Source organism: Bordetella sp. BOR01 (assembly GCF_019218885.1).
In the GTDB taxonomy this organism is placed as follows: Bacteria; Pseudomonadota; Gammaproteobacteria; order Burkholderiales; family Burkholderiaceae_B; genus Bordetella_A.
The window spans coordinates 16,798-37,668 of the sequence record NZ_JAHUWT010000004.1 but is presented as its reverse complement, the minus strand read 5'-3'; the positions used below and the strand labels follow the sequence as shown (position 1 = coordinate 37,668).

General features: G+C 65.1%; 20 protein-coding genes. 12 read left to right on the top strand and 8 right to left on the bottom strand.

What is annotated here, in order from left to right:
• Positions 1–35 precede the first annotated feature (35 nt).
• The gene (locus KW845_RS21885; RefSeq protein WP_218371490.1) at positions 36–938 is read right to left on the bottom strand and encodes a LysR family transcriptional regulator; all 903 of its coding nucleotides are present in this window, start codon (positions 936–938) and stop codon (positions 36–38) included.
• A gap of 171 nt (positions 939–1,109) precedes the next feature.
• Between KW845_RS21885 and KW845_RS21880 the strand changes: the two genes are divergently transcribed.
• The 3 genes from KW845_RS21880 to KW845_RS21870 are packed head-to-tail and all read left to right on the top strand — an operon-like array spanning position 1,110 to position 3,190.
• On the top strand, positions 1,110–2,363 hold the full coding sequence (locus KW845_RS21880) for an aromatic ring-hydroxylating dioxygenase subunit alpha (protein WP_218371489.1): 1,254 nt from the start codon (positions 1,110–1,112) through the stop codon (positions 2,361–2,363).
• Positions 2,364–2,368: 5 nt separating this feature from the next.
• On the top strand, positions 2,369–2,842 hold the full coding sequence (locus KW845_RS21875; RefSeq protein ID WP_218371488.1) for an aromatic-ring-hydroxylating dioxygenase subunit beta: 474 nt from the start codon (positions 2,369–2,371) through the stop codon (positions 2,840–2,842).
• 33 nt (positions 2,843–2,875) lie between these two features.
• Complete coding sequence (locus KW845_RS21870) at positions 2,876–3,190, top strand: non-heme iron oxygenase ferredoxin subunit (protein ID WP_218372130.1); 315 nt, start codon at positions 2,876–2,878, stop codon at positions 3,188–3,190.
• A gap of 16 nt (positions 3,191–3,206) precedes the next feature.
• On the opposite strand, the gene KW845_RS21865 is transcribed toward KW845_RS21870, so the two are convergent.
• From KW845_RS21865 to KW845_RS21855, 3 genes are read right to left on the bottom strand one after another with little or no spacing between them, the layout of a single operon-like run.
• Positions 3,207–3,512 (bottom strand): chorismate mutase, encoded by a 306-nt coding sequence (locus tag KW845_RS21865; protein WP_218371487.1) that lies wholly within the window; start codon positions 3,510–3,512, stop codon positions 3,207–3,209.
• A gap of 5 nt (positions 3,513–3,517) precedes the next feature.
• On the bottom strand, positions 3,518–5,779 hold the full coding sequence (locus KW845_RS21860) for a UvrD-helicase domain-containing protein (RefSeq protein WP_218371486.1): 2,262 nt from the start codon (positions 5,777–5,779) through the stop codon (positions 3,518–3,520).
• The gene (locus tag KW845_RS21855; RefSeq protein ID WP_218371485.1) at positions 5,776–6,969 is read right to left on the bottom strand and encodes a fatty acid desaturase; all 1,194 of its coding nucleotides are present in this window, start codon (positions 6,967–6,969) and stop codon (positions 5,776–5,778) included. The genes KW845_RS21860 and KW845_RS21855 overlap by 4 nt, the downstream gene beginning before the upstream one ends.
• Positions 6,970–7,253: 284 nt before the next feature.
• Between KW845_RS21855 and KW845_RS21850 the strand changes: the two genes are divergently transcribed.
• The gene (locus KW845_RS21850; RefSeq protein ID WP_255592859.1) at positions 7,254–7,667 is read left to right on the top strand and encodes a hypothetical protein; all 414 of its coding nucleotides are present in this window, start codon (positions 7,254–7,256) and stop codon (positions 7,665–7,667) included.
• Here the strand turns inward: KW845_RS21850 and KW845_RS21845 are convergent.
• Complete coding sequence (locus KW845_RS21845) at positions 7,664–9,232, bottom strand: RsmB/NOP family class I SAM-dependent RNA methyltransferase (protein WP_255592858.1); 1,569 nt, start codon at positions 9,230–9,232, stop codon at positions 7,664–7,666. The two genes, KW845_RS21850 and KW845_RS21845, sit on opposite strands and share 4 nt — an antisense overlap.
• Positions 9,233–9,300: 68 nt before the next feature.
• The gene (gene purN, locus KW845_RS21840) at positions 9,301–9,945 is read right to left on the bottom strand and encodes a phosphoribosylglycinamide formyltransferase (protein WP_218372128.1); all 645 of its coding nucleotides are present in this window, start codon (positions 9,943–9,945) and stop codon (positions 9,301–9,303) included.
• A 70-nt stretch (positions 9,946–10,015) separates the two neighbouring features.
• Here purN and KW845_RS21835 point away from each other — a divergent pair, with 70 nt between their 5' ends.
• Genes KW845_RS21835 through KW845_RS21815 form a run of 5 tightly spaced genes read left to right on the top strand, consistent with a single transcriptional unit; the run spans position 10,016 to position 16,861 of the window.
• On the top strand, positions 10,016–10,981 hold the full coding sequence (locus tag KW845_RS21835) for a bifunctional riboflavin kinase/FAD synthetase (RefSeq protein ID WP_218371484.1): 966 nt from the start codon (positions 10,016–10,018) through the stop codon (positions 10,979–10,981).
• Positions 10,971–13,832 (top strand): isoleucine--tRNA ligase, encoded by a 2,862-nt coding sequence (ileS, locus tag KW845_RS21830; RefSeq protein WP_218371483.1) that lies wholly within the window; start codon positions 10,971–10,973, stop codon positions 13,830–13,832. The genes KW845_RS21835 and ileS overlap by 11 nt, the downstream gene beginning before the upstream one ends.
• 4 nt (positions 13,833–13,836) lie before the next feature.
• Positions 13,837–14,361, top strand: a complete 525-nt coding sequence (gene lspA, locus KW845_RS21825; protein ID WP_218371482.1) for a signal peptidase II — start codon at positions 13,837–13,839, stop codon at positions 14,359–14,361.
• Positions 14,362–14,417: 56 nt separating this feature from the next.
• Positions 14,418–15,620 carry a bifunctional phosphopantothenoylcysteine decarboxylase/phosphopantothenate--cysteine ligase CoaBC gene (coaBC, locus tag KW845_RS21820; protein ID WP_218371481.1) on the top strand — a complete coding sequence of 401 codons (1,203 nt, stop codon included), beginning with the start codon at positions 14,418–14,420 and terminating at the stop codon, positions 15,618–15,620.
• A gap of 14 nt (positions 15,621–15,634) precedes the next feature.
• A complete protein-coding gene (locus tag KW845_RS21815; RefSeq protein WP_218371480.1) occupies positions 15,635–16,861 on the top strand; it encodes a DUF418 domain-containing protein in 1,227 nt (408 codons plus the stop codon).
• On the opposite strand, the gene KW845_RS21810 is transcribed toward KW845_RS21815, so the two are convergent.
• Entirely contained in the window at positions 16,842–17,804 is a 963-nt protein-coding gene (locus tag KW845_RS21810) for a hypothetical protein (RefSeq protein ID WP_218371479.1), read from the bottom strand. The two genes, KW845_RS21815 and KW845_RS21810, sit on opposite strands and share 20 nt — an antisense overlap.
• Before the next feature lie 133 nt (positions 17,805–17,937).
• On the opposite strand from KW845_RS21810, the gene KW845_RS21805 reads away from it, so the two are divergent.
• Positions 17,938–18,396: an Lrp/AsnC family transcriptional regulator gene (locus KW845_RS21805; RefSeq protein ID WP_218371478.1), complete on the top strand. Its 459-nt coding sequence runs from the start codon at positions 17,938–17,940 to the stop codon at positions 18,394–18,396.
• 19 nt (positions 18,397–18,415) lie between these two features.
• Here the strand turns inward: KW845_RS21805 and KW845_RS21800 are convergent, their stop codons facing one another.
• On the bottom strand, positions 18,416–19,471 hold the full coding sequence (locus KW845_RS21800) for a metal-dependent hydrolase (protein WP_218371477.1): 1,056 nt from the start codon (positions 19,469–19,471) through the stop codon (positions 18,416–18,418).
• 123 nt (positions 19,472–19,594) lie between these two features.
• On the opposite strand from KW845_RS21800, the gene KW845_RS21795 reads away from it, so the two are divergent.
• Both KW845_RS21795 and KW845_RS21790 read left to right on the top strand, forming a co-directional pair.
• Positions 19,595–20,086, top strand: a complete 492-nt coding sequence (locus KW845_RS21795; protein ID WP_255592857.1) for a hypothetical protein — start codon at positions 19,595–19,597, stop codon at positions 20,084–20,086.
• 123 nt (positions 20,087–20,209) lie between these two features.
• Positions 20,210–20,839, top strand: a complete 630-nt coding sequence (locus tag KW845_RS21790; RefSeq protein ID WP_218372127.1) for a dUTPase — start codon at positions 20,210–20,212, stop codon at positions 20,837–20,839.
• Positions 20,840–20,871 lie beyond the last annotated feature (32 nt).

Sequence of the window (20,871 nt, the reverse complement as noted above, 5' to 3'; positions counted from 1 at the left end):
CGCCCCGGGCGCAGCCCTGCCAAGCTGCCCGGCGCCTATTCGCCGAATACGTCGCCGACCGTTTGCCGCAGCCACTGGTTGGCTGCTTCGCGATGGTTGCGCGCATGCCAGAACACATTGATTTCAGATTCGGGGATCTTGACCGGACAGGCCGCGGCGACCAGGCCAAACGGTACACAGACGCAATCGGCAAAGCGCAGCGGCACCACGGCGATCATATCGGTGCTTTGCAGCACCGGCCCGACAGCCATGAAGTGCGGAACCGTCAGACGGATACGGCGCGCGACGCCGGCACGCTGCATGATGTCATCGACCACCCCGTGCCCCGTGCCCTCGGCCAGGATCGCCACATGCTCGGCCGCCCGGAACTGGCGCAGCGACACGGCGCCGCGGGCCAGTGGGTGCCCGCTGCGGAACAGGCAGACATACGGCTGGCGAAACAGGCGGCGCTGGAAGAATCCACTCTTGAGGGCCGGCAGGAACCCCATGGCCAGGTCGATGCGGCCACGTTCCATTTCGTCTTTCACATCCACGGACGTGGTGCGCGCCGTACGGATGGTGACACCCGGCGCGCTTCTGCCCAGGTGCTGCATGAGCCGAGGCAGGAAATAGGTTTCACCCACGTCGCTTACGCCAATGACAAAGCCGCGCCGGCTGCTGGCCGGGTCGAAGGCGGCGCGCGCATTGAGCGTATCGCGGATAGCATCGAGCGCGCCGGCCAGCGGCTCAGCCAGCGCGTCGGCATAGGGCGTGGGGACCATGCCGCGCGAGGTGCGCAGGAACAAGTCATCGCCCAACAGGCGGCGCAGCCGGTTCAGGGCATTGCTGACCCCGGGCTGCGATACCCCCAGGCTGGCCGCGGCGGCCGAGACACTGCCCTGCTTGAGCAACTCTTCGAAGACGACCAGCAAATTCAGGTCGATGTCTTTCAGATTCATGCCTGGTCTCCTCCATTATTGATTTTGGTTATTTTGCTTATTCATCGAATTCTATTTATTAATTCGGCGCCGCGCACGATGATGGCCGCATAAGCACCATAAATGGAGAGACATCATGCGCCACCACGCCTGGCTGCCACCCCCCGCCCCATCCTGTAACCGGAGCGCGCCATGAGCACGGCGCCCTCTCTGGCCCCGGTGGCATGGCCCGACAATGGAACCAGCCGGATCCCCTTCGGCGTGTATACCGACTCGGCCCTGCATGCGCGCGAGATGGAACGTTTTTTCTACCGCGGGCACTGGAATTACGTCGGCCTGGAGGCCGAAATCGCGCAACCGGGCGATTTCAAGCGCACCGCCATTGGCGAGCGGTCTGTCATCATGGTGCGCGATGCGGACGGAGCGGTGCGCGTGCTGGAAAACGTGTGCGCGCATCGGGGCGTGCAATTCTGCCGCGAACGCGCCGGGCACCGCACCGAATTCGTCTGCCCCTATCACCAATGGAACTACGACCTGCAGGGCAAGCTGATCGGCGTGCCCCTGCGGCGCGGCATCAAGCAGGACGGGCGCGTCAATGGCGGCATGCCGCCAGACTTCGACCCGGCCGAACACAGCCTGAACCAACTGGCCGTAAGCTGCCGGCATGGCGTGGTGTTTGCGTCGTTCGATCACCAGCTCGAGCCCCTGGAAGACTTCCTGGGCCCCGATATCCTGCATTATTTCGATCGCGTCTTCGATGGCCGGCAATTGATGGTGCATGGCTACAGCCGCCAGCGCATCGGGGGCAACTGGAAACTGATGCAAGAGAACATCAAAGACCCCTACCACCCCGGTTTGCTGCATACCTGGTTCGTCACGTTCGGCCTGTGGCGCGCCGATAACCGGTCCGAATTGAAGATGGACCGGCATTTTCGCCACGCCGCCATGATTTCCACCCGTGGCCAAGGTGGCAAGGGTTCTGCCACGCAGGGGGTGTCCAGCTTCAAAGAGCAGATGCAGCTCAACGATGACCGTTTCCTGGACATCGTGCCCGAACCTTGGTGGAACGGCCCGACCGCCGTGCTGATGACCTTGTTTCCCAGCCTAGTCATCCAGCAGCAGGTCAATTCGCTGTCGACGCGACACATCCAGCCCGTCGGCCACGACGCATTCGATTTTGTCTGGACCCATTTCGGGTTTGCCGACGATACGCCCGACATGACGCGCCGCCGCTTGCGGCAGGCCAATCTGTTCGGTCCGGCCGGATTCGTGTCGGCCGACGATGGCGAAGTCATCGAACTGTCGCAGGCCGGTTTCAAGCAGAAGCCGCAGCACCGCGCACTGGCCGAACTGGGCGGGCGCACGGTAGAGAACACCGACCACATGGTGACAGAGACCTTGATACGCGGCATGTACGCCTATTGGCGACGCATCATGGAGGCCTGACGAAGATGGTCGATTTCCAGACTTATCATTCGCTGGTGCGCCTTTACACCGATTATGCGGCCGTGGTGGACGCCGGCCAATGGCAGCGATGGCCGGAGTTCTTCACCGACGATTGCGTCTATCGCATCGTGCCGCGCGAGAATCATGAACGCGGCTTTCCGCTGGCCACGCTGGCCTTCGAAAGCAAGGCCATGCTGCAGGACCGGGTCTACGCCATCAGCGAAACCATCTTCCATGACCCTTACTACCAGCATCATGTCATTGGCGCACCACGCATACTGTCGGCCGACGGTAGAAAGATCGAATCGGAAGCCAGCTATGCGGTATTTCGTACCAAGCCCAGCCAGCCGACTACGGTGTTCAATGTCGGGCGCTACCTGGACGTCATTGAACAAACGCCGCAGGGCCTGAAATTCGTATCGCGGCAATGCGTCTTCGACAGCGAGCTGATTCCCAATTCATTGATCTACCCGCTCTAGGTTCCGCCCATGCCAGATACCGAAACCCCGCCCATGACGGCAGGCTGTTGGATTGAAGCCCTGCCGCATAGCGAACTGGCGGCAGACGATGTGACACCGTGCCAAGCCGGCGGGCACGAGCTTGCTTTGTATGCGGTGGGCGATGCCGTATATGCCACCGACAATCTGTGCACCCACGGCCTGGCCCGTCTTTGCGATGGCTTTCTGGAAGGCCATGAGATCGAATGCCCACTGCACCAGGGCCGCTTCGATGTGCGCACCGGCAAGGCGCTGTGCGCGCCGCTGACGCAGGATATTCGCAGCTATCCGGTCAAGATCGAAAATGGGATGGTGTACGTGCAGCTATGACGAAACCGCACGCAGGTCAGGAATAGCGTCGCTCGCGCTGTTGGCGGTGATGGTCTACCACCGTATCGATAATGGCGCGCAGCACGGTGGCCGCCAGGTCGGGCGGCACACCCGCATCGATGGCAAGGTGGCGGATGCGGTCGATCTGCTGGGCCGCCCGTTGGGGGTCGGCCGGATCGAGTCCGTGTGCTTGCTTCAGTTCGCCGATCATGTCGGTGCATCGGAAGCGCACACCCAGCAATAGCATGATCTGCTGGTCGATTTCGTCGATCTCGGCGCGCAGAGCTGCCAGTTCGGACTGTGTTGCCTCGCTGCTGTCCATGATGCTTATCCCTGGATGATGTCCAGCTTGGCAATGCCCAGCGCCAGAGTCTTGGCGCCGACATCGCGAAACTGGATTTGCGCCTGGGCGTCCTGGCCGGAGCCGCTCAGGCCGATGATGGTGCCGTCGCCGAACCGGGCGTGCCGCACCCCCTGTCCGATACGATACTGCCGATCGCCTACCGTGACACCGCTGGCCACGCCACGCGGGGTACGCGGCGCGATGGTGCCCGTGGGCCGGCGCCCGAATGCGTCGTTGCGACCATTCCAGGCTGCCGACTGACCGAAACCCGCGTGCGCATGCGGGGTACCCGCACGCGGCGTAAGCCATTTCAGGTGCTGTTCGGGAATTTCTTCCAGGAAGCGCGAACGCATGGCGTAGCGTGTCTGGCCATGCAGCATGCGGCTTTGAGCCAGGCTAAGGTACAGGCGCTGGCGCGCCCGCGTGATCGCCACGTACATCAGGCGCCGCTCTTCTTCCAGGCCGGCCGGTTCGAGAATGCTGTTCTCGTGCGGGAACAGGCCTTCTTCAAGCCCGGTGATGAAGACTGCATCGAATTCCAGGCCCTTGGCCGCGTGCACCGTCATCAACTGAACGGCGTCCTGGCCGGCCTGCGCCTGGTTGTCGCCGGCCTCGAGAGCGGCGTGCGACAGGAAGGCAGCCAGGGGCGTCAGTCCGTCGGGCGGTGTATCGGGCCCGAGCTCGGGCACCCGGCCGGCAGGCAGGCCGTCGAAGTTCTCTTCCGAAGTGAAAACAGCCGCGGCAGTGATGAGTTCGTTCAGGTTTTCCAGGCGCTCGGCACCTTCGCGCTCGGTCTTGTAGTGCGCCGCCAACCCGCTGGTCTCGAGCATGTGCTCGACCAGTTCGGGCAGCGGCAGCTCGCGCGTCTCGTGGGCCATGCGGCCGATCAATTGGGCGAACTGCGCCAGGTTGGCGCCGCCCTTGCCCGCCACACGCGCCACCGCTGCGAACAGGCTGGTATCTTGCGCGCGAGCCGCGTCGCTCAGTTGCTCGAGCGTACGCGCGCCGATGCCGCGAGTGGGAAAATTCACCACTCGCATCCACGAGGTATCGTCGTCAGGGTTGGCCATCAGGCGCAAATACGCCAATGCGTGCTTGATTTCCTGGCGCTCGAAAAAGCGCAGGCCACCGTACACCTTGTACGGGATGCCAGCGGAAAACAACGCGTGCTCGATCACGCGCGATTGCGCGTTGGCGCGATAGAGTACGGCGATCTCGCGCCGCAGGCTGCCTTCGTTGATCAGCGAGCGCACCTCGTCGACCAGCCACTGCGCCTCGATACCGTCAGAGGGCTGCTCGATGACGCGCACGGGCTCGCCTTCGCCCTGTTCGGTCCAGAGATTCTTGCCCAGGCGCCCATTGTTGTGGCCGATCAGGGCATTGGCCGAATCCAGGATATGGCCGTACGAGCGATAGTTCTGCTCCAGCCGGATGACCGTGCCCCGCGCGTAGTCGCGCTCGAAGTCGGCCATGTTGCCGACATTGGCACCGCGGAATGCATAGATGGATTGGTCGTCGTCGCCCACCGCGAAGATCGCGGCCCCACCACCGCCCAGCAGCCTCAGCCACTTGTACTGCAGGGTGTTGGTATCCTGGAATTCGTCGACCAGGATGTGGCGGAAACGCCGTTGATAGTGTTCGCGCACGGGCGCATTGCGCATCAACAGTTCGTAGGCACGCAACAGCAGCTCGGCAAAATCGACGACCCCTTCGCGCTGGCACTGGGCCTCATAGAGCTGGTAGATCTCGATCAGGCGGCGCCGGTGGCTGTCGTGGGCGTCCAGGTCACCAGGACGCTGGCCGTCTTCTTTGGCGCCGCTGATGAAACGCTGCACATCGCGCGGCGGATATTTTTCATCATCGACGCCGTTGGCCTTCAGCAGACGCTTGATGGCAGCCAGTTGGTCGGTGGTGTCGAGGATCTGGAATGCTTGCGGCAGGCCTGCGTCGCGATGATGAGCGCGCAGCATGCGATTGCACAACCCGTGGAAAGTGCCGATCCAGAGACCGCGCGTATCGATCGGCAATATGGCCGACATGCGCGCCAGCATCTCGCGCGCCGCCTTGTTGGTAAAGGTGACTGCCAACAACCCAGCAGGACTGGCCTGGCCGGTTTGAATCAGCCAGGCCATGCGGGTGGTCAGTACCCGGGTCTTGCCGCTGCCCGCCCCGGCCAGGACCAGGGCGTGCTGCGGTTCGAGTGTTACAGCGGTGCGTTGTTCAGGATTGAGCTGCTCTAGCATCATGCCGCGTAGCGGCTCAGGCGTTGCGCGAATTGCTCGAGCCCGGCGATGCCGCTTTGCTGGGCGCGCTGGCACCAGGCCTGCAGATCGTGCAGCAGTTGCTCGCTGCTGGCGCTGGAGCTTTCCCACAGGCGGCCAAGTTCGCGACGCATTTGCACCAGCGTGGACAGCGACTGGTTCTGCGCGATGGCCTGGTCGACCTCGGCCCGCTGTTCGGGCTGCAGGACTTCTTCGTTGCGATGCAGCCAGCCGCGTACGCGGTGCAGGTGCGACGCCGAACCGTCTTGCGCAGGCTTGAGCTTGTCGAGTTCTTCGCGCACGGCCGTCTTGACGATGTCGGCGTAACGAGCCATGACTTCGTAGCGGTGCGTGATGACGCCTTGCAGCGTACGCAGATCGATGGCCTTGCCGCTGGATTCGAGCTTGAGCTTGGGCGCGACCTTCTTGATCTTGGCCAGGCCGAAGAACTTCAGCACGCTGATGTAGCACCAACCGATGTCGAACTCGTACCACTTGGCCGAGAACTTGGCCGACGTGCCGTGGGCGTGGTGGTTGTTGTGCAGCTCTTCGCCGCCGATGATGATGCCCCACGGGATTACGTTGGTGCTGGTATCGGGGCTGTTGTAGTTGCGATAGCCCCAGTAGTGGCCGATGCCATTGACCACGCCCGCGGCCCAGAACGGGATCCAGGCCATCTGCACGGCCCAGACGGTCACGCCGACCGCGCCGAACAAGGCGACATCGATAGCCAGCATGATCATCACGCCCATCAGGCTGTGCTGGGAATACAGGTTGCGCTCGAGCCAGTCGTCGGGAGTACCGTGGCCGAACTTGGCCATGGTTTCCTTGTTGGCCGATTCAAGGCGATACAGCTCGGCCCCGCGAAACAACACCTTCCAGATGCCGAACAGCATGGGCGAATGAGGATCGCCGTCTTTTTCGCATTTGGCGTGGTGCTTGCGGTGGATGGCGACCCATTCCTTCGTGACCATGCCAGTGGTCATCCAGAGCCAGAACCGGAAGAAATGCATGACTGCCGGATGCAGGTCCAGACCACGGTGCGCTTGGCTACGGTGCAGGAAGACCGTGACCGCCACGATGGTGACGTGCGTCAGGGCCAGCGTGTACAGGACGATCTGCCACCAGGTGGCTTGGGTAAAGCCCCCGGAAAGGAAGGATAGGATTTGATCCATATACTTTTTGCGAGCCTCGCTTGAAGAATGGCAGGCAGTTTAGCCTACCTGGTTTGCTTATGACAGTCTGTTTTCAAAATAGTTTTCAATGACAAATCAAGGACTAAGCCTGCATATCGGAGCTCACGGCGGAGCTTGCGGCGGAGCTCGCAAGCGAAGCCCGGGCAGCCTTGTACAGATGGGGCCGTCCGCCGTGGGGACCAGCGGATTGTACGTTTTGCTACATAACGGCTGGCAGAATGTGGTCTTTGCCTGGCCTTCGCACCCGCTTGGACGCCTAACCCATGATACTGCTGCCCTCCAGACGAACAATCTGGCCCTTTTTATTTTCATGTCTGGGCGTTACAGCCACCGCGGCAGCCGACGTCACGGCTTCGGCAAGCGCCGGGCAGGACGTGCTGCTGGCCAGCTATTACGAGATCCGCCAGGCCGGATGCCTGGCGTTGCAGGCCCCGCGGGTTCGAATCACCGCCCCGCCCGCCCTGGGCAAGGCCACTGTCGTGCGTATCCAACAACAACCCGTCCAGGCTGGCGGACGCTGCGGCACCCTGGCCGTACCGGTCGTCCAGGTACGCTACCGCGCGCGCCAGGCCGGCACCGATAGCCTGGCCTGGGAAGTGCGCTATCAGGCGGACAATACCGCCGGCGACCGGGTGGCTGCCGAAGTGCGGGTATTGCCGCCTCGCCCCGTCCGCTAGGCTTGGCCGGCCGGCTCGGCCGGTTTGTCGCCCGCCACGGGTGATGGGGCTGGCCCGTCCGGTTCAGCCGCTTCGGGCGCTTCTGTTGCCTGCGGCACCGCTTCGACCGCAGCGGCTTCTTCGGCCTGGGGCGTCTGGGCGGTTTCGGCTGCCGGCTGCCTGGCCGTGGCAGCGCCCTTCTTGCGCTCGAACACCGCCGCGAAAAAGCCGTCGGTGCCGTGTACATCGGGACGCAATTGCACGTAAGGGCCTTCCAGATGCAGGTCCGGGCAGCGGTTCTCGAGCAAGGCGGCGCCGTCGATCAATTCGAAATCGGGGTGCGTGGCCAGAAATTGCTGGACCTGGTCCTGGTTTTCTTCGGCCAGCAGGCTGCACGTGGCATAGACCAGCCGCCCGCCGGGTGCCACGCAGCGCGCGGCGCTGTTCAGGATGCGGGCCTGCAGCGCGCACAATTCGGCCAGCGCCTCGGGATGCTGGCGCCATTTCAGGTCGGGGTTGCGGCGCAGCGTGCCAATGCCGCTGCAAGGCGCATCGACCAGGACGCGCTGGGCTTTGCCAGCCAGGCGCTTGACCCGGGTATCGTTTTCGCCGTCGATGGCTACCGGCACCACGTTGGACAAGCCGCTGCGTGCAAAGCGCGGCTTGGCCCGCGCCAGGCGGGCCGCCGAGACGTCGAAGGCATAGAGGCGGCCGGTGGATCGCATCAGCGCCCCCAGCAGCAGGGTCTTGCCGCCCGCGCCGGCGCAGAAGTCGATGATCATCTCGCCGCGCCGTGGCCCCACCAGCAGGGCGAGCAACTGGCTGCCTTCGTCCTGCACCTCGATGCTGCCATTCTCGAACTGCGGCCAACGATTGACCGAGGGCCGGCCGGCCAGGCGGATGCCCCAGGGGGAATGCGGGGTGGGCTGGGGGTCGAAGCGGGCCGCCGGGCTGTCGACCAGGGCTGCCAGCGCGGCATCGCGCTCGGCCTTGAGCGGGTTGACGCGCAGATCCAGCGGCGCCGGGCGGTTCAGCGCGGCCATCAGCGCATCGGGATCTTCCAGGCGCCCCAGGCGTTCGTCCAGCCAGTCCGGCATGCTAGCGCGCACCGCGCGCGGCAGCGTGGCCGGATCGATGCGGTCTACACGCTGCAACCATTCGCCTTCGGCGGCGTCCAGTCCATCGCGCAGGGCCTCGGTGCCCAGCGTGGCCGCCAGGCCCAGGATGGCAAGGCGCCGCGAGGCCGGCCCGCTGCCACTTTCGGATAGCTGGCGATAGCGGCGCAGGTGGCGCAGCACGTTGTAGACGGCTTCGGCGACTTCGCCCCGGTCGCGCCCCCCCAATGCCGGGTGGGCGCGCAGCCAATGCGACAGTGTGGCGTCGGCCGGATAGCGCCATTGCAGGATTTCTCCGAGTACACGCTGAACCTGATCGATGCGGATGACCGCGGGCGGGGTACGCGGCTGCGTGGACGGCGGCGCGGCCGGCCGGCCGGACGGCCCACGCCGGGCACCGCCGCGCGCGTCGGGCCGCTGCGCGGCAGAGGTGCCGGCGTTGCGCGGCCGGGAAACGGAATTCTTGGTCATGATGCTTCCAATCGGGGCCGAGGCGACAGCCTCGGCCAGTCAAACTACCGGGGATGCAACGGGCGGTCTCAGACCGCGCCGGATCCCATGAACAGGCGTTGCGGTTCGCCGTCGACTTCGACCCGCTGGTCGGGGGTCAGATGCACCCGCCCTTCGGCGAGCCAGCGTACCGCCGCAGGATACGCCAGATGCTCAACCTGCAATACGCGCTCGGCCAGGGTTTCGGGCGTGTCCCCGCCCAATACCGGTACGCAGCCCTGGGCGATGATAGGCCCCTGGTCGAGTACGGGGGTGACGAAATGCACAGTGCAGCCATGCAGGCGCACGCCCGTGGCCAGGGCTTGGGCGTGCGTATGCAAGCCTGGGAACATGGGCAGCAGCGACGGGTGGACGTTCACCAGCCGGCCGGCATAGTGGTTGACGAAGGCCGGCGTCAATACACGCATGAACCCGGCCATCAGCACGTAATCAGGCTGGTGCCGGTCGATTTCACGGGCCAGGGCGGTATCGAAGGCCTCGCGACTGGGAAAATCCTTGTGATACAGCGCACCTGTGGTGATCCCCTGTTCGCGCGCCCACTGCAGTCCGGCGGCGTCGGGCCGGCTGGCGATGACCGCGCAGACGGTGGCCGGCCAGGCCTGGTCGCGACAGGCCTGTACCAGGGCTTGCATATTGCTGCCCCGGCCCGATATCAAGATGACCAGGCGGCGCATAAAGGTGGAGGATTCCGGCAAGATAAGGTATTCCAAGGGCGAACCAACCCAAAATTGTAAACTCTCGGTCGTGAAAACCTCGCTGCACCTCTATCGATCCGCACCGCCGCCCGAGCGGCGCACGCCTTGCGCGCTGACCATCGGCAATTTCGACGGTGTTCATCGCGGCCACCAGGCCATCCTGGCGCGCGTCCGGCAAGCCGCACGCGAACGCGGGCTGCTGCCCACGGTCATGACCTTCGAGCCCCACCCGCGCGAGTACTTTGCCACCCTGAACCAGCGTCCCGAACTTGCGCCCACCCGCATCTCGGGACTGCGCGACAAGCTCGATGCCCTGGCCTGCCAGGGCATGGCCCAGGTGGTGATCGAGCGCTTCAACGCGCGCCTGGCCGAAATGTCGGCCAACGCCTTCATCGAAGACCTGCTGGTGGGCGCCCTGCAAACGCGCTGGCTGCTGGTGGGCGAAGACTTTCGTTTCGGCCGCAAGCGCAGCGGCGACATCGACCTGCTGCGCGAAGCCGGCATGGTGCACGGCTTCGAGGTCCAGACCCTGGCCGACATTACCGATCAGCACGGCCACCGGGTGTCGAGCTCGGAAGTCCGCACCGCGCTGGCGGTGGGCGACCTGGCGCGCGCCCAAGACCTGCTGGGCCGCCCGTTCCAGATCAGCGGCCATGTCATCCACGGCCAGAAACTGGGCCGCACCCTGGGCTTTCCCACGATGAACCTGCGCGTGGCGCCCCGCTGCGCGGCGCGCTCGGGCATCTATGTCGTGCGGGCCCATGGCCTGGACGCACACCCCCGCCCGGCCGTGGCCAGCCTGGGCGTACGGCCCACGGTCGAAGACCACGGCCGCGTGCTGCTCGAGGCCCATGTGCTCGATGGGCCCGTCGACGCATACGGTAAACTCGTGCGAGTCGAGTTCCTGCATAAACTGCGGGACGAAGAAAAATTTCCCGATCTCCCATCCCTGACTGCCGCCATCGCCGAAGACGCGCGAAACGCGCGCGCCTATTTTGCCGTTCATGGACTATAAAAAAACCCTCAACCTGCCCGATACCCCCTTCCCCATGCGGGGCGACCTTGCCAAGCGCGAACCCGCCTGGGTGGCCCAGTGGGAAGAAAACCACGTGTACCAGGCCATCCGCGCGGCCAGCCGCGGGCGGCCGCGCTTCGTGCTGCACGACGGACCGCCGTACGCCAACGGCGACATCCATATCGGCCATGCGGTCAACAAGATCCTGAAAGACATCATCGTCAAGAGCCGTAACATGGCCGGCTATGACGCGCACTACGTGCCGGGCTGGGATTGCCACGGCATGCCGATCGAAATCCAGATCGAAAAGAAGTTCGGCAAGCACTTGCCAGTGACCGAAGTGCAGGCCAAGGCGCGCGCCTACGCGCTCGAACAGATCGACCGCCAGCGCAAGGACTTCAAGCGGTTGGGCGTGCTGGGCGAATGGGACCGCCCCTACCTGACCATGAACTTCAGCAATGAAGCGAATGAAATCCGGGCACTGGGCGGCATCCTGCAGAAAGGCTACGTATTCCGCGGCCTGAAGCCGGTGAATTGGTGCTTCGACTGTGGCTCGGCGCTGGCCGAGGCCGAGGTCGAGTACGCCGACCGCGTCGATCCGGCCGTGGACGTGGCCTTCCCGTTCGCCGACAAACCCGGCCTGGCGGCCGCTTTCGGCCTGGACACGGTCGATGACGGCGCAGTGGTGATCTGGACCACCACGCCCTGGACCATTCCGGCCAACCAGGCACTGAACGTGCACCCCGAGCTGGAATACGCGCTGGTGCGCATAACACCGGCCCCCGCGCATGGTCCGCTGCTGCTGCTGGCAGCCGAACGCGTCGAAGCCTGCCTGAAGGCCTGGGGCCTGCAGGGCGAGATCGTCGCGACTGCGCCGGGCACCGCCCTGGCCGGCCTGCGCTTCCATCACCCGCTGGCCCAGGCCGATGCCGGCTATGCACGCACCTCGCCTGTCTACCTGGGCGACTACGTAACGCTGGACGCGGGCACCGGCGTGGTGCACTCGGCTCCTGCGTACGGGATCGAAGACTTTGTCTCGTGCAAGGCGCACGGACTGGTCGACGACGATATCCTGAATCCGGTGCTGGGCGACGGCAAATATGCCGAAAGCCTGCCGCTGTTCGGCGGCCTGTCGATCTGGGATGCCAATCCACGCATCGTCGAGGCCCTGAAAGCGTCCGGCTCGCTGATGGATGTGCAGAAGCTCTCGCACAGCTACATGCATTGCTGGCGCCACAAGACGCCCGTCATTTATCGCGCCACCAGCCAATGGTTTGCCGGCATGGACGTCAAGCCGGCCGATGGCGGCCCCACGCTGCGCGAAAGCGCCCTGGCCGGCATCGATGCCACGGCGTTCTACCCGTCGTGGGGACGCGCGCGCCTGCACGCCATGATCGCCAACCGCCCCGACTGGACCTTGTCGCGGCAGCGCCAATGGGGCGTACCCATGGCCTTCTTCGTACACAAGGAAACCGGCGCGCTGCACCCGCGCACCGCCGATCTGCTCGAGCAAGTCGCGCAGCGCGTCGAGCAGCACGGCATCGAAGCCTGGCAATCGCTTGACCCGCGCGAGCTGCTGGGAGACGAGGCCGACCAATACGAAAAGAACCGCGACACGCTCGACGTGTGGTTCGACTCGGGCACCACTCACGCCACGGTGCTGGGTGGCAAAGACCAGGTATTGGGCGGCTCGCACGGCGCCGAACTGGCATGGCCGGCCGACCTCTACCTGGAGGGTTCGGACCAGCACCGCGGCTGGTTCCACTCGTCGCTGCTGACTGGCTGCATGCTGTATGGCCAGCCGCCGTACAAGGGCTTGCTGACGCACGGCTTCGTGGTCGACGGCCAGGGCCGCAAGATGAGCAAATCGGTGGGCAACGTCATTGCTCCGCAGAAGGTGTCCGACTCGCTCGGCGCCGAGATCCTGCGCCTGTGGGTGGCATCCACCGACTACTCGGGCGAGCTGTCGATTTCCGACGAGATCCTCAAGCGAGTGGTCGAAGGCTATCGGCGCATCCGCAACACGCTGCGTTTCCTGCTGGCCAACCTGGCCGATTTCGACGCGGTCACCCAGGCTGTGCCGTACGGCGAACTGCTCGAGATCGATCGCTACGCCCTGGCCATGACTGCGCAGATGCAGGGCGAGGTGCTGGCCCATTTCGAGCGTTATGACTTCCACCCCGCCGTGTCGCGCCTGCAGACTTTCTGCTCGGAAGACCTGGGCGCGTTCTACCTGGATATTCTCAAAGACCGCCTGTACACCACGGCGACCGGCAGCGCGGCGCGGCGCTCTGCCCAGACCGCCCTGCTCGACATCACCCAGACCCTGCTCAAGCTGATGGCGCCGGTGCTTTCGTTTACCGCCGAAGAGGCCTGGAAAGTGCTGGCCGAATCGGCCTTGCGGCACCAGGCCGACCTTTCACGCACCACGATCTTCGCCGAGGTCTACCACGCGCTGCCGCCCTACGCCGATGCCGAAGCATTGACCGCAAAGTGGGCGCGGCTGCGCACCATTCGCGCCGAGGTGCAGCGCAAGCTGGAAGAAGTGCGCACCGCAGGCGGCATCGGTTCGTCGCTGCAGGCCGAAGTCGACCTGTATGCCGATGGCGACGACCACGCTTTGCTGGCCAGCCTGGGCGATGACCTGCGCTTCGTGCTGATCGTTTCGCGTGCTACCGTCCATGCCGACAGCGGCGCCTTGCGGGTCGAGATCGCGCCGTCGACGCACAAGAAGTGCGAACGTTGCTGGCACTGGCGCCCGGATGTGGGCAGCGATGCCGATCATCCCGAAATCTGCGGCCGCTGCGTGAGCAACCTGTTTGGCTCGGGCGAGCTGCGTGACAAGGCCTGACACCATGGCAGCCGCTTCCGCCGGAAATGCCACCACCGCAACGGGCCGTGCGCCTCGCATCGGGCGCTGGCTGGCCCTGGCCGCATTGCTGATCGTCCTGGACCAGATCACCAAACTGTATTTCGACGCCGCCTTCGACTACGGCCAGCGCGTCAATGTACTGCCGGTGTTCGATTTCACGCTGATGTACAACCGCGGCGCGGCCTTCAGCTTCCTGGCCTCGGAAGCGGGCTGGCAACGCTGGTTCTTTACTGCGCTGGGCATCGTGGCGGCCGTGGTCATTGTCTGGCTGCTGCGCCGCCACGATGGGCAGACGCGCTTCAGCCTGGCGCTGACCCTGATCCTGGGCGGCGCCCTGGGCAATGTGATCGACCGCGTGGCATACGGCCACGTCATCGATTTCCTGCTGTTCTACTGGAACGACTGGTACTTCCCTGCCTTCAACCTGGCCGATGCCAGCATCACGTGCGGCGCCATATTGCTGGTGCTGGACGAGCTGCTACGCGCCCGCAAAGCGCGTAGCGCTTAGAATTGTCATATTCCATCCACCGCCTCGACTGACGGCGCCCCGCGCGCTGGCCCACCATGCTCGATCTTGCCCGCAAACGCATTGTCCTCGGCCTGACCGGCGGTATCGCCTGCTACAAGATTGCCGAGCTGGTACGACGCCTTACCGAACAGGGCGCCGTGGTCGATGTCGTCATGACCGAAGCCGCCACCCATTTCATCACGCCTGTCACCATGCAGGCCTTGTCCGGCCGCCCGGTGTATGTCAATGCCTGGGATGCGCGCATCGACAACAACATGGCCCACATCGAACTGACCCGTGGTGCCGATGCCGTGCTGGTGGCCCCCGCCAGCGCCGACTTCATGGCCAAGCTGGTGCATGGCCTGTCTGACGACCTGCTGTCCACGCTGTGCCTGGCGCGTGCCTGTCCGTTGCTGGTGGCGCCCGCCATGAACCGGGAAATGTGGGCCAACCCCGCCACCCAGCGCAATGTGGCGCAGTTGCGCGCCGATGGCATATCCGTGCTCGGTCCGGCATCCGGGGAACAGGCATGCGGCGAAACCGGCGACGGCCGCATGCTGGAAGCGCACGAGTTGCTTACTGACTTGATCGCGTTCTTCCAGCCGAAGGTGCTGGCCGGCCGCCACGTGCTGCTGACCGCGGGCCCGACATCCGAGCCGGTCGATCCGGTGCGGGTACTGAGCAACCGCTCGTCTGGCAAGACGGGCTACGCATTGGCGCGCGCGGCGCGCGAGGCCGGCGCCCGCGTCACGCTGGTGACAGGCGCCACGGCGCTGTCCATGCCGCGCGGGGTCACCGCCCTGTCCGTCACCACCGCGCGGCAGATGTACGACGCGGTCATGGCCAATGCCCACGACGCCGACGTTTTCATCGCCGTGGCCGCCGTGGCCGATTGGCGCGTCAAGAACGTCAGCACCCAGAAGCTGAAGAAAACCACCGAAGGCGGTGGCGCACCCGTGCTCGAATTCGAGCCCAATCCCGACATCCTGGCCGAAGTCGCCAAACTGTCCCATGGCCCCTGGTGCGTCGGCTTTGCGGCCGAAACCGAAAAGCTGGCCGAGCATGCCGAAGCCAAGCGGCTGCGCAAGGGTATTCCGCTGCTGGTGGGCAACCTGGCGCACAAAGTCATGGATGCCGATACCACCGAACTGGTGCTGTTCGATGCCGGCGGCACGCATCCGCTGCCGTCGGGCTCCAAGCTGGATGCGGCGCGCCGGCTGATTGCCGAAATCGCAGCGCGCCTGCCCACGCCGCCCTGACGGCGCCCGGACCCATGCCAGGCATACCGGCCACCGACGCCCGGCGCCTGCATGATGTCGATGCGCTGCGCGGCTTTGCGCTGCTGGGCATCCTGGTCGTCAATATTGGCGTTTTCGCCTCGCCCTATTACGGCAGCAGCCTGACCGATCCGGTGTTCGACCGGCCACTGGACCACGCCGTGCGCTGGCTGGTGGCCTTCCTGTTCGAGACCAAGTTCTACCTGCTGTTCTCTTTCCTGTTCGGCTACAGCTTTACCCTGCAGATGGCGGCCGCCGAACGGGCCCAGGCGGCTTTCGTGCCGCGCTTCGGCCGTCGCGTGGCAGGCCTGGCGGTGCTGGGCCTGCTGCACGGCCTGCTGCTGTTCCAGGGCGACATACTGTTGACCTATGCGGTGCTGGGCCTGGTGTTGCTGCGGTGGCGCGACCTGGCTGCGCGTCGCGCGCTGCGACGAGCCGTGCTGCTGGTCCTGGCCTGCGCGGGCGCCTGGCTGCTGCTGGGGCTGTTGGTGGCCATGACGCCCACCGATACGGCAGATGCCGCGGGTACGGCATGGCAACACGCCGAGATCGCCGCCGCCTTGGCGGCCTACCGCGGCACCATCGCCACCACGATCGCCCAGCACAGCCTGGAATTGCGCACCACCATGTTGTTCGCCTTGCTGACGGTCCAGGGCCCCTGTGCGCTGGCCATGTTCCTGGTCGGGCTGGCGGCGGGACGCCATTGCGCCTTGGCCGACACGACCGCCCATGCTGGCCTGCTGCGTCGTCTTGTGTGGATCGGCCTGCCCGTGGGCATGGCCGGCGCCGGCTTGTACGCCACGCTGTCGCTGCTGCCCATGGCCCTGGACCTGTCTGTGCTGGGCCTGGGTATCGGCTTGTTGACTGCCCCGTTCCTGACGGCGGCCTATGCAGCGGCGCTGCTGCTGGCCCTGCAGACTGGCCGCGCAGCAGCGCTGGGCGCCGCACTGGCGCCGGCCGGCCGGATGGCACTCAGCAATTACTTGCTGCAGTCGCTGGTTTGCGCGATTGTCTTCAAGGCCTACGGAGGGCGGCTGATGGGCCAGCTATCACCCTTGGCGGTACTGGCGATCGCGGCCATGCTATATGCCGCGCAGCTGGCACTATCGGCGGCCTGGCTGCGGCGTCACCGTTACGGGCCGGTGGAATGGGCGCTGCGCGCCCTGACCTACCTGCAGTGGCCTGCCTGGCGCACCTCCGCCCCTAATTCGCCGCCGGGCTGAGCCGCGCCTGGGCCGTGCCGTCGCCCTTGATCAGCCGTGCCAGGAACGCCACCACCGCCAGCGTCAGGGCAATGCGCCCCACCAGGATGACCCAGATATCCGCGCCCAATGTCAGCAACAGCGCAGTGTCTTCGATCAACGAATGCGACAGGGATATCCAGGCCAGTGCAAGGAATCGCGTACGGGCCGGCAGTTGATTCTTGTCGGCCTCTTCGATGATGAGCGCTCCGCCGTAGCTCAAACCCAGCAATACGCCCACGGTAGTGACCGGCGCCACGCGGGCGTCCAGCCCGGACAGGCGCAGCAAGGGCATCAACAGGGCAGTAATGGCACGCGTCAGGCCGGTGCGCTCGAACACGTCCAGGAGCACCAGCAGGGCCACGATCACGCCGTAGGTGAATACCAGCGATATGGCGGTTCCGCGCAACCAGCCTGCCAAGCCGCCGGCTTGCGTATCGGCCGCCAGCGCCGACCCCTGCAGCCACCCCAGCGACACCGGCTGCTGCAGCCAGCCGCCCCAGCGGCAGGCCCAGGCTACCGCCGCGCCATACAACACAGCGGCCCCCAGGCGCAGGGCCGCGGTGGCCCAGAAACTGGCGCCGGCGCGCCGTACGATGGCCTGTTCGACCGGCAGGCCATGCGCGAACAGCACCATGGCGCACAGCACGCTGAGCTGCGCCACGTTGAGATCCAGTTGGGGCGCCAGCCCGATCAACGCGGCAATGGCGCCGTACACACCCACGCACACGCCGGCCACCCAGATCATGCCTGCCTCGGGCGGCAGGTCCAGCAACGCCATGGCCGGCGCAATGGCCTGGCCCAGCACGTCGATCCAGCCCAGCCATTGGCCAATCTGTACCAGCACCATGACCGGCACCATGACTTTGATCAGGACCAGAAATAAACGGCGGCTACGGCGCAGCAGGTTCAGAAGGTAAGGCACGGGCAATCCGGTGATGGGCAGAAAAAACAGAGGCTCCAGCATAGATTGACCCGCACGAAATAGGCACGCATTTATTGCTTCTACTCAAGCTTTATTGTGCTATTTTTTTGTTTTATCACACAAAAATTGTGCCATGGAACTGGATAGCCTGGATCACCGCATCCTGACGCAGTTGCAGCGCGATGCCGACCTGTCCAATACCGCACTGGCCGGCCGTGTCGGCCTGTCGCCGTCGGCTTGCCTGCGGCGCGTGGAGCGCCTGAAAAAACAGGGCGTCATCCGCCGCATCGTAGCGGTGGTCGATCCGGCACAGGTCGCGCACGGCTTGTCGGCCATCGTCACCGTAGAATTCGCCCGCCACGGGGCGGCCCACCGCCAGGAATTCATGGCTCGTGTGCGGGGCGAGGCCGCCATCACACAGTGCTACCTGGTCACCGGCGACGTCTGTTGCGTACTGATCGTCCATATGCGCGACATGGACGATTACCTGGCGCTGGCCGAACGGTTGTTCGAACAAGATGACAACGTGCAGGCGTTCTACACCCATATCGTGATGCAGACCGTCAAGCACGAACCCGGCATCCGGCTATAACAGCGCCGGCCGCACACTGCTAGGGCACCGCGCGGAATTGGGTGGCGTACTCGGCCCAATCGGCCAGCGGCAAGGGTGTGCCACTGTTGAATATGCGCGCCAGCAGCAACTGCATCTGCGGCCAGCCGCCGCGCCCGCTGGGCCAGCGGCGCGGCGTCACGGCGTGCCATATGCCATCTGCGTCGCGCTCGGCCATCACGAAACGGAACGTATAGTAGCCAGCCACCCCCATGCGCAAGTCCGTGACGACCAGCGTGTCATCGAGCGCGTCGTAGCGCAGCCAGTCGTTGGTGAACCAGCGCAGCCGTTCGTGCAGCGCCACGCCTTTCAGCGCATCGGCTTGCGGCAGGTGCAGCGGCAGGCGCAGCATTTCGGGCGGATCGCGGTCGAACCAGCCGCTGACGGCCTCGTAATAGTGTCCTTCGCCATCTTTGGCGATCGCGCGCCACAGCAAGGTATTCAATGGCATGGGAGTCGCCAGCAAGGCGGTGGTTTGCACGCCCTGCTCGCGCAAGGCCTGGGCGACCTGCTGCTCGGCATGCCAGCGGCCGGCCAGCGACACGCCCAGGTACGCCGCGCAGAACACCAGCACGGCGGCCAGCACCCGCCGCGTGCGCAGCGTGCAGCCAACCACCGCCGCACCGAGCACCGCGGCCGCCAGCGGCACGGTGAATAGCGGATCGATGATATATACCGCCGACCAGCTTTCGGGGATGAGCGGCAGCGGCCAGAACAACTGCGTGCCGTACACCGTGAAGGCATCCAGCACAGGATGCGTAACCAGCACCAGGAACAGCGTCAGGAACAAGCGCCCCGCGCTGTAGGGAGCACGCGGCCATTTCTTGCGCACCAGCCAGGCCAGGACCGCAGCCAGGGCGGTCAATACGAATACCGAATGGGAAAAGCCCCGATGGTAGGTCATCAGCGAGACCGGATCGGGATAGCGCATCAGCACATCCAGGTCGGGCAGCGTGGCCAGCAAGCCGCCGTACAGCAGGGCCTTGCGGCCCTGGTAGCGACCCAGCAACGCCCCCTGGATGCCTGCGCCCAGCACCGCTTGTGTCAGGGAATCCATGTGGTCAAGACGTTTTTCTGCAATCAATGATGAAGGCGCCATGCGCCACGCCCGATGGCGCCGCGGCGGCAGGCGTTAAGATACCGCATCGGCCGTCCGGCCGGCTTTCACAGGACTCGACCCATGGCCATCGATGGCGAACCCAAAGACGGTGATTTCGTGCGCTACATCGACATGCTGAACCGCCAGGCGGGCATTGCCACTCCTGGGCAGGTGCAACGCCGCGAGGGGCGCGCATCCCGGCGTGGCGCCACCCTACCGGCCGATATCCTGCCGTCACCCAACCCTGCCCCCGTGCCGGCTACATCTGGCGGTACGGCCTCCGACGCTGCGCCGGCGAACGCCACGCTGGCCGCACGTACCGGCCAGCGCCGCATTGCCCTGGGCCTGACCATCGCCGGCGTGTTCGCCCTGTGGCACGCCGTGGGCATGCTGCTGACAGCCCTGGACCGCGACCCCATCGAGGTCGACGACCTGATACCGGTGGTCTTCCTGGCGGTCTGCGCTTTCATGCTCTTCAAGGGTGGCAGCCGCTTGCGCGCGGCGCAGCGTGCCCCGCTGGCCAAGCTGCCGCCCCTGTCCACCCTGCCCGGCGGCAAGAAGCACCGAACCTGAGCCAACGGCGGGCTTGCCCGCTTGGTGCTAACATTTCCGGCCCATGGCGGCCACGCCTATAGATATTGCGGAGCAAACGTGAGCGACACCCCGGCCGGATTGACCGAAGCCCAGGCGGCAACCATGCTGAAATTGCAGGACCGCCTCAACAGCATCATCAATCCTCAGTGGATCAGCGGCGGGGCGCGCTTCCTGCGCGCCGCGTTCGTCGAATCGGCCGAAGCACTCGAACACCACGGCTGGAAATGGTGGAAGAAACAGACCATCGACCTGCCCCAGGTACAGATGGAACTGGTCGATATCCTGCACTTCTATCTGTCGCATACGCTGGTGTCGGCCGGCGGGTCGGCCGACGATGCGGCGCTGCTGCTGGTGGCCGACCTGGCCTCGCCGGATGCCATCGCGCTGGACGGCAACACCTACCGCCTGAACGAACTCGATGTACCGCAACTGCTGGAATTGATCGGTGGGCTGGCGGTATGCGGCCGTGCCAGCTACAAGACGCTGGAACACACCATGGCACGCTGCGAGCTGTCATGGAATGACGCATTCACGCAGTATGTATCCAAGAACGTACTGAACATCTTCCGCCAGGAAAACGGCTACAAGGCCGGCACGTACGTGAAAATCTGGCAAGGCGAAGAAGACAACGTCGTGCTGGCGCGCCTGATGTCGGGCCTGGACCCTGCCCGCCCGGATTTCGCCGAAGCCCTGCACGCAGGCCTGCAGCAAGCCTACGCGCAAGTGCGCTGAACGGCGCCGGGCCGCTGGCCCGGCAGCCCGGC

What these genes read in the sequence shown, in the direction of transcription:
- KW845_RS21880 (WP_218371489.1), top strand. Translation starts at nt 1,110, where the DNA reads ATGAGCACGGCGCCCTCTCTGGCCCCGGTGGCATGGCCCGACAATGGA.
- KW845_RS21815 (WP_218371480.1), top strand. Translation starts at nt 15,635, where the DNA reads ATGCCAGGCATACCGGCCACCGACGCCCGGCGCCTGCATGATGTCGAT.
- KW845_RS21855 (WP_218371485.1), bottom strand. Translation starts at nt 6,969, where the DNA reads ATGGATCAAATCCTATCCTTCCTTTCCGGGGGCTTTACCCAAGCCACC.
- ileS (WP_218371483.1), top strand. Translation starts at nt 10,971, where the DNA reads ATGGACTATAAAAAAACCCTCAACCTGCCCGATACCCCCTTCCCCATG.
- lspA (WP_218371482.1), top strand. Translation starts at nt 13,837, where the DNA reads ATGGCAGCCGCTTCCGCCGGAAATGCCACCACCGCAACGGGCCGTGCG.
- KW845_RS21850 (WP_255592859.1), top strand. Translation starts at nt 7,254, where the DNA reads ATGATACTGCTGCCCTCCAGACGAACAATCTGGCCCTTTTTATTTTCA.
- KW845_RS21860 (WP_218371486.1), bottom strand. Translation starts at nt 5,779, where the DNA reads ATGATGCTAGAGCAGCTCAATCCTGAACAACGCACCGCTGTAACACTC.
- KW845_RS21800 (WP_218371477.1), bottom strand. Translation starts at nt 19,471, where the DNA reads ATGGATTCCCTGACACAAGCGGTGCTGGGCGCAGGCATCCAGGGGGCG.
- coaBC (WP_218371481.1), top strand. Translation starts at nt 14,418, where the DNA reads ATGCTCGATCTTGCCCGCAAACGCATTGTCCTCGGCCTGACCGGCGGT.
- purN (WP_218372128.1), bottom strand. Translation starts at nt 9,945, where the DNA reads ATGCGCCGCCTGGTCATCTTGATATCGGGCCGGGGCAGCAATATGCAA.
- KW845_RS21790 (WP_218372127.1), top strand. Translation starts at nt 20,210, where the DNA reads ATGCTGAAATTGCAGGACCGCCTCAACAGCATCATCAATCCTCAGTGG.
- KW845_RS21865 (WP_218371487.1), bottom strand. Translation starts at nt 3,512, where the DNA reads ATGGACAGCAGCGAGGCAACACAGTCCGAACTGGCAGCTCTGCGCGCC.
- KW845_RS21845 (WP_255592858.1), bottom strand. Translation starts at nt 9,232, where the DNA reads ATGACCAAGAATTCCGTTTCCCGGCCGCGCAACGCCGGCACCTCTGCC.
- KW845_RS21870 (WP_218372130.1), top strand. Translation starts at nt 2,876, where the DNA reads ATGACGGCAGGCTGTTGGATTGAAGCCCTGCCGCATAGCGAACTGGCG.
- KW845_RS21885 (WP_218371490.1), bottom strand. Translation starts at nt 938, where the DNA reads ATGAATCTGAAAGACATCGACCTGAATTTGCTGGTCGTCTTCGAAGAG.
- KW845_RS21795 (WP_255592857.1), top strand. Translation starts at nt 19,595, where the DNA reads ATGGCCATCGATGGCGAACCCAAAGACGGTGATTTCGTGCGCTACATC.
- KW845_RS21805 (WP_218371478.1), top strand. Translation starts at nt 17,938, where the DNA reads ATGGAACTGGATAGCCTGGATCACCGCATCCTGACGCAGTTGCAGCGC.
- KW845_RS21875 (WP_218371488.1), top strand. Translation starts at nt 2,369, where the DNA reads ATGGTCGATTTCCAGACTTATCATTCGCTGGTGCGCCTTTACACCGAT.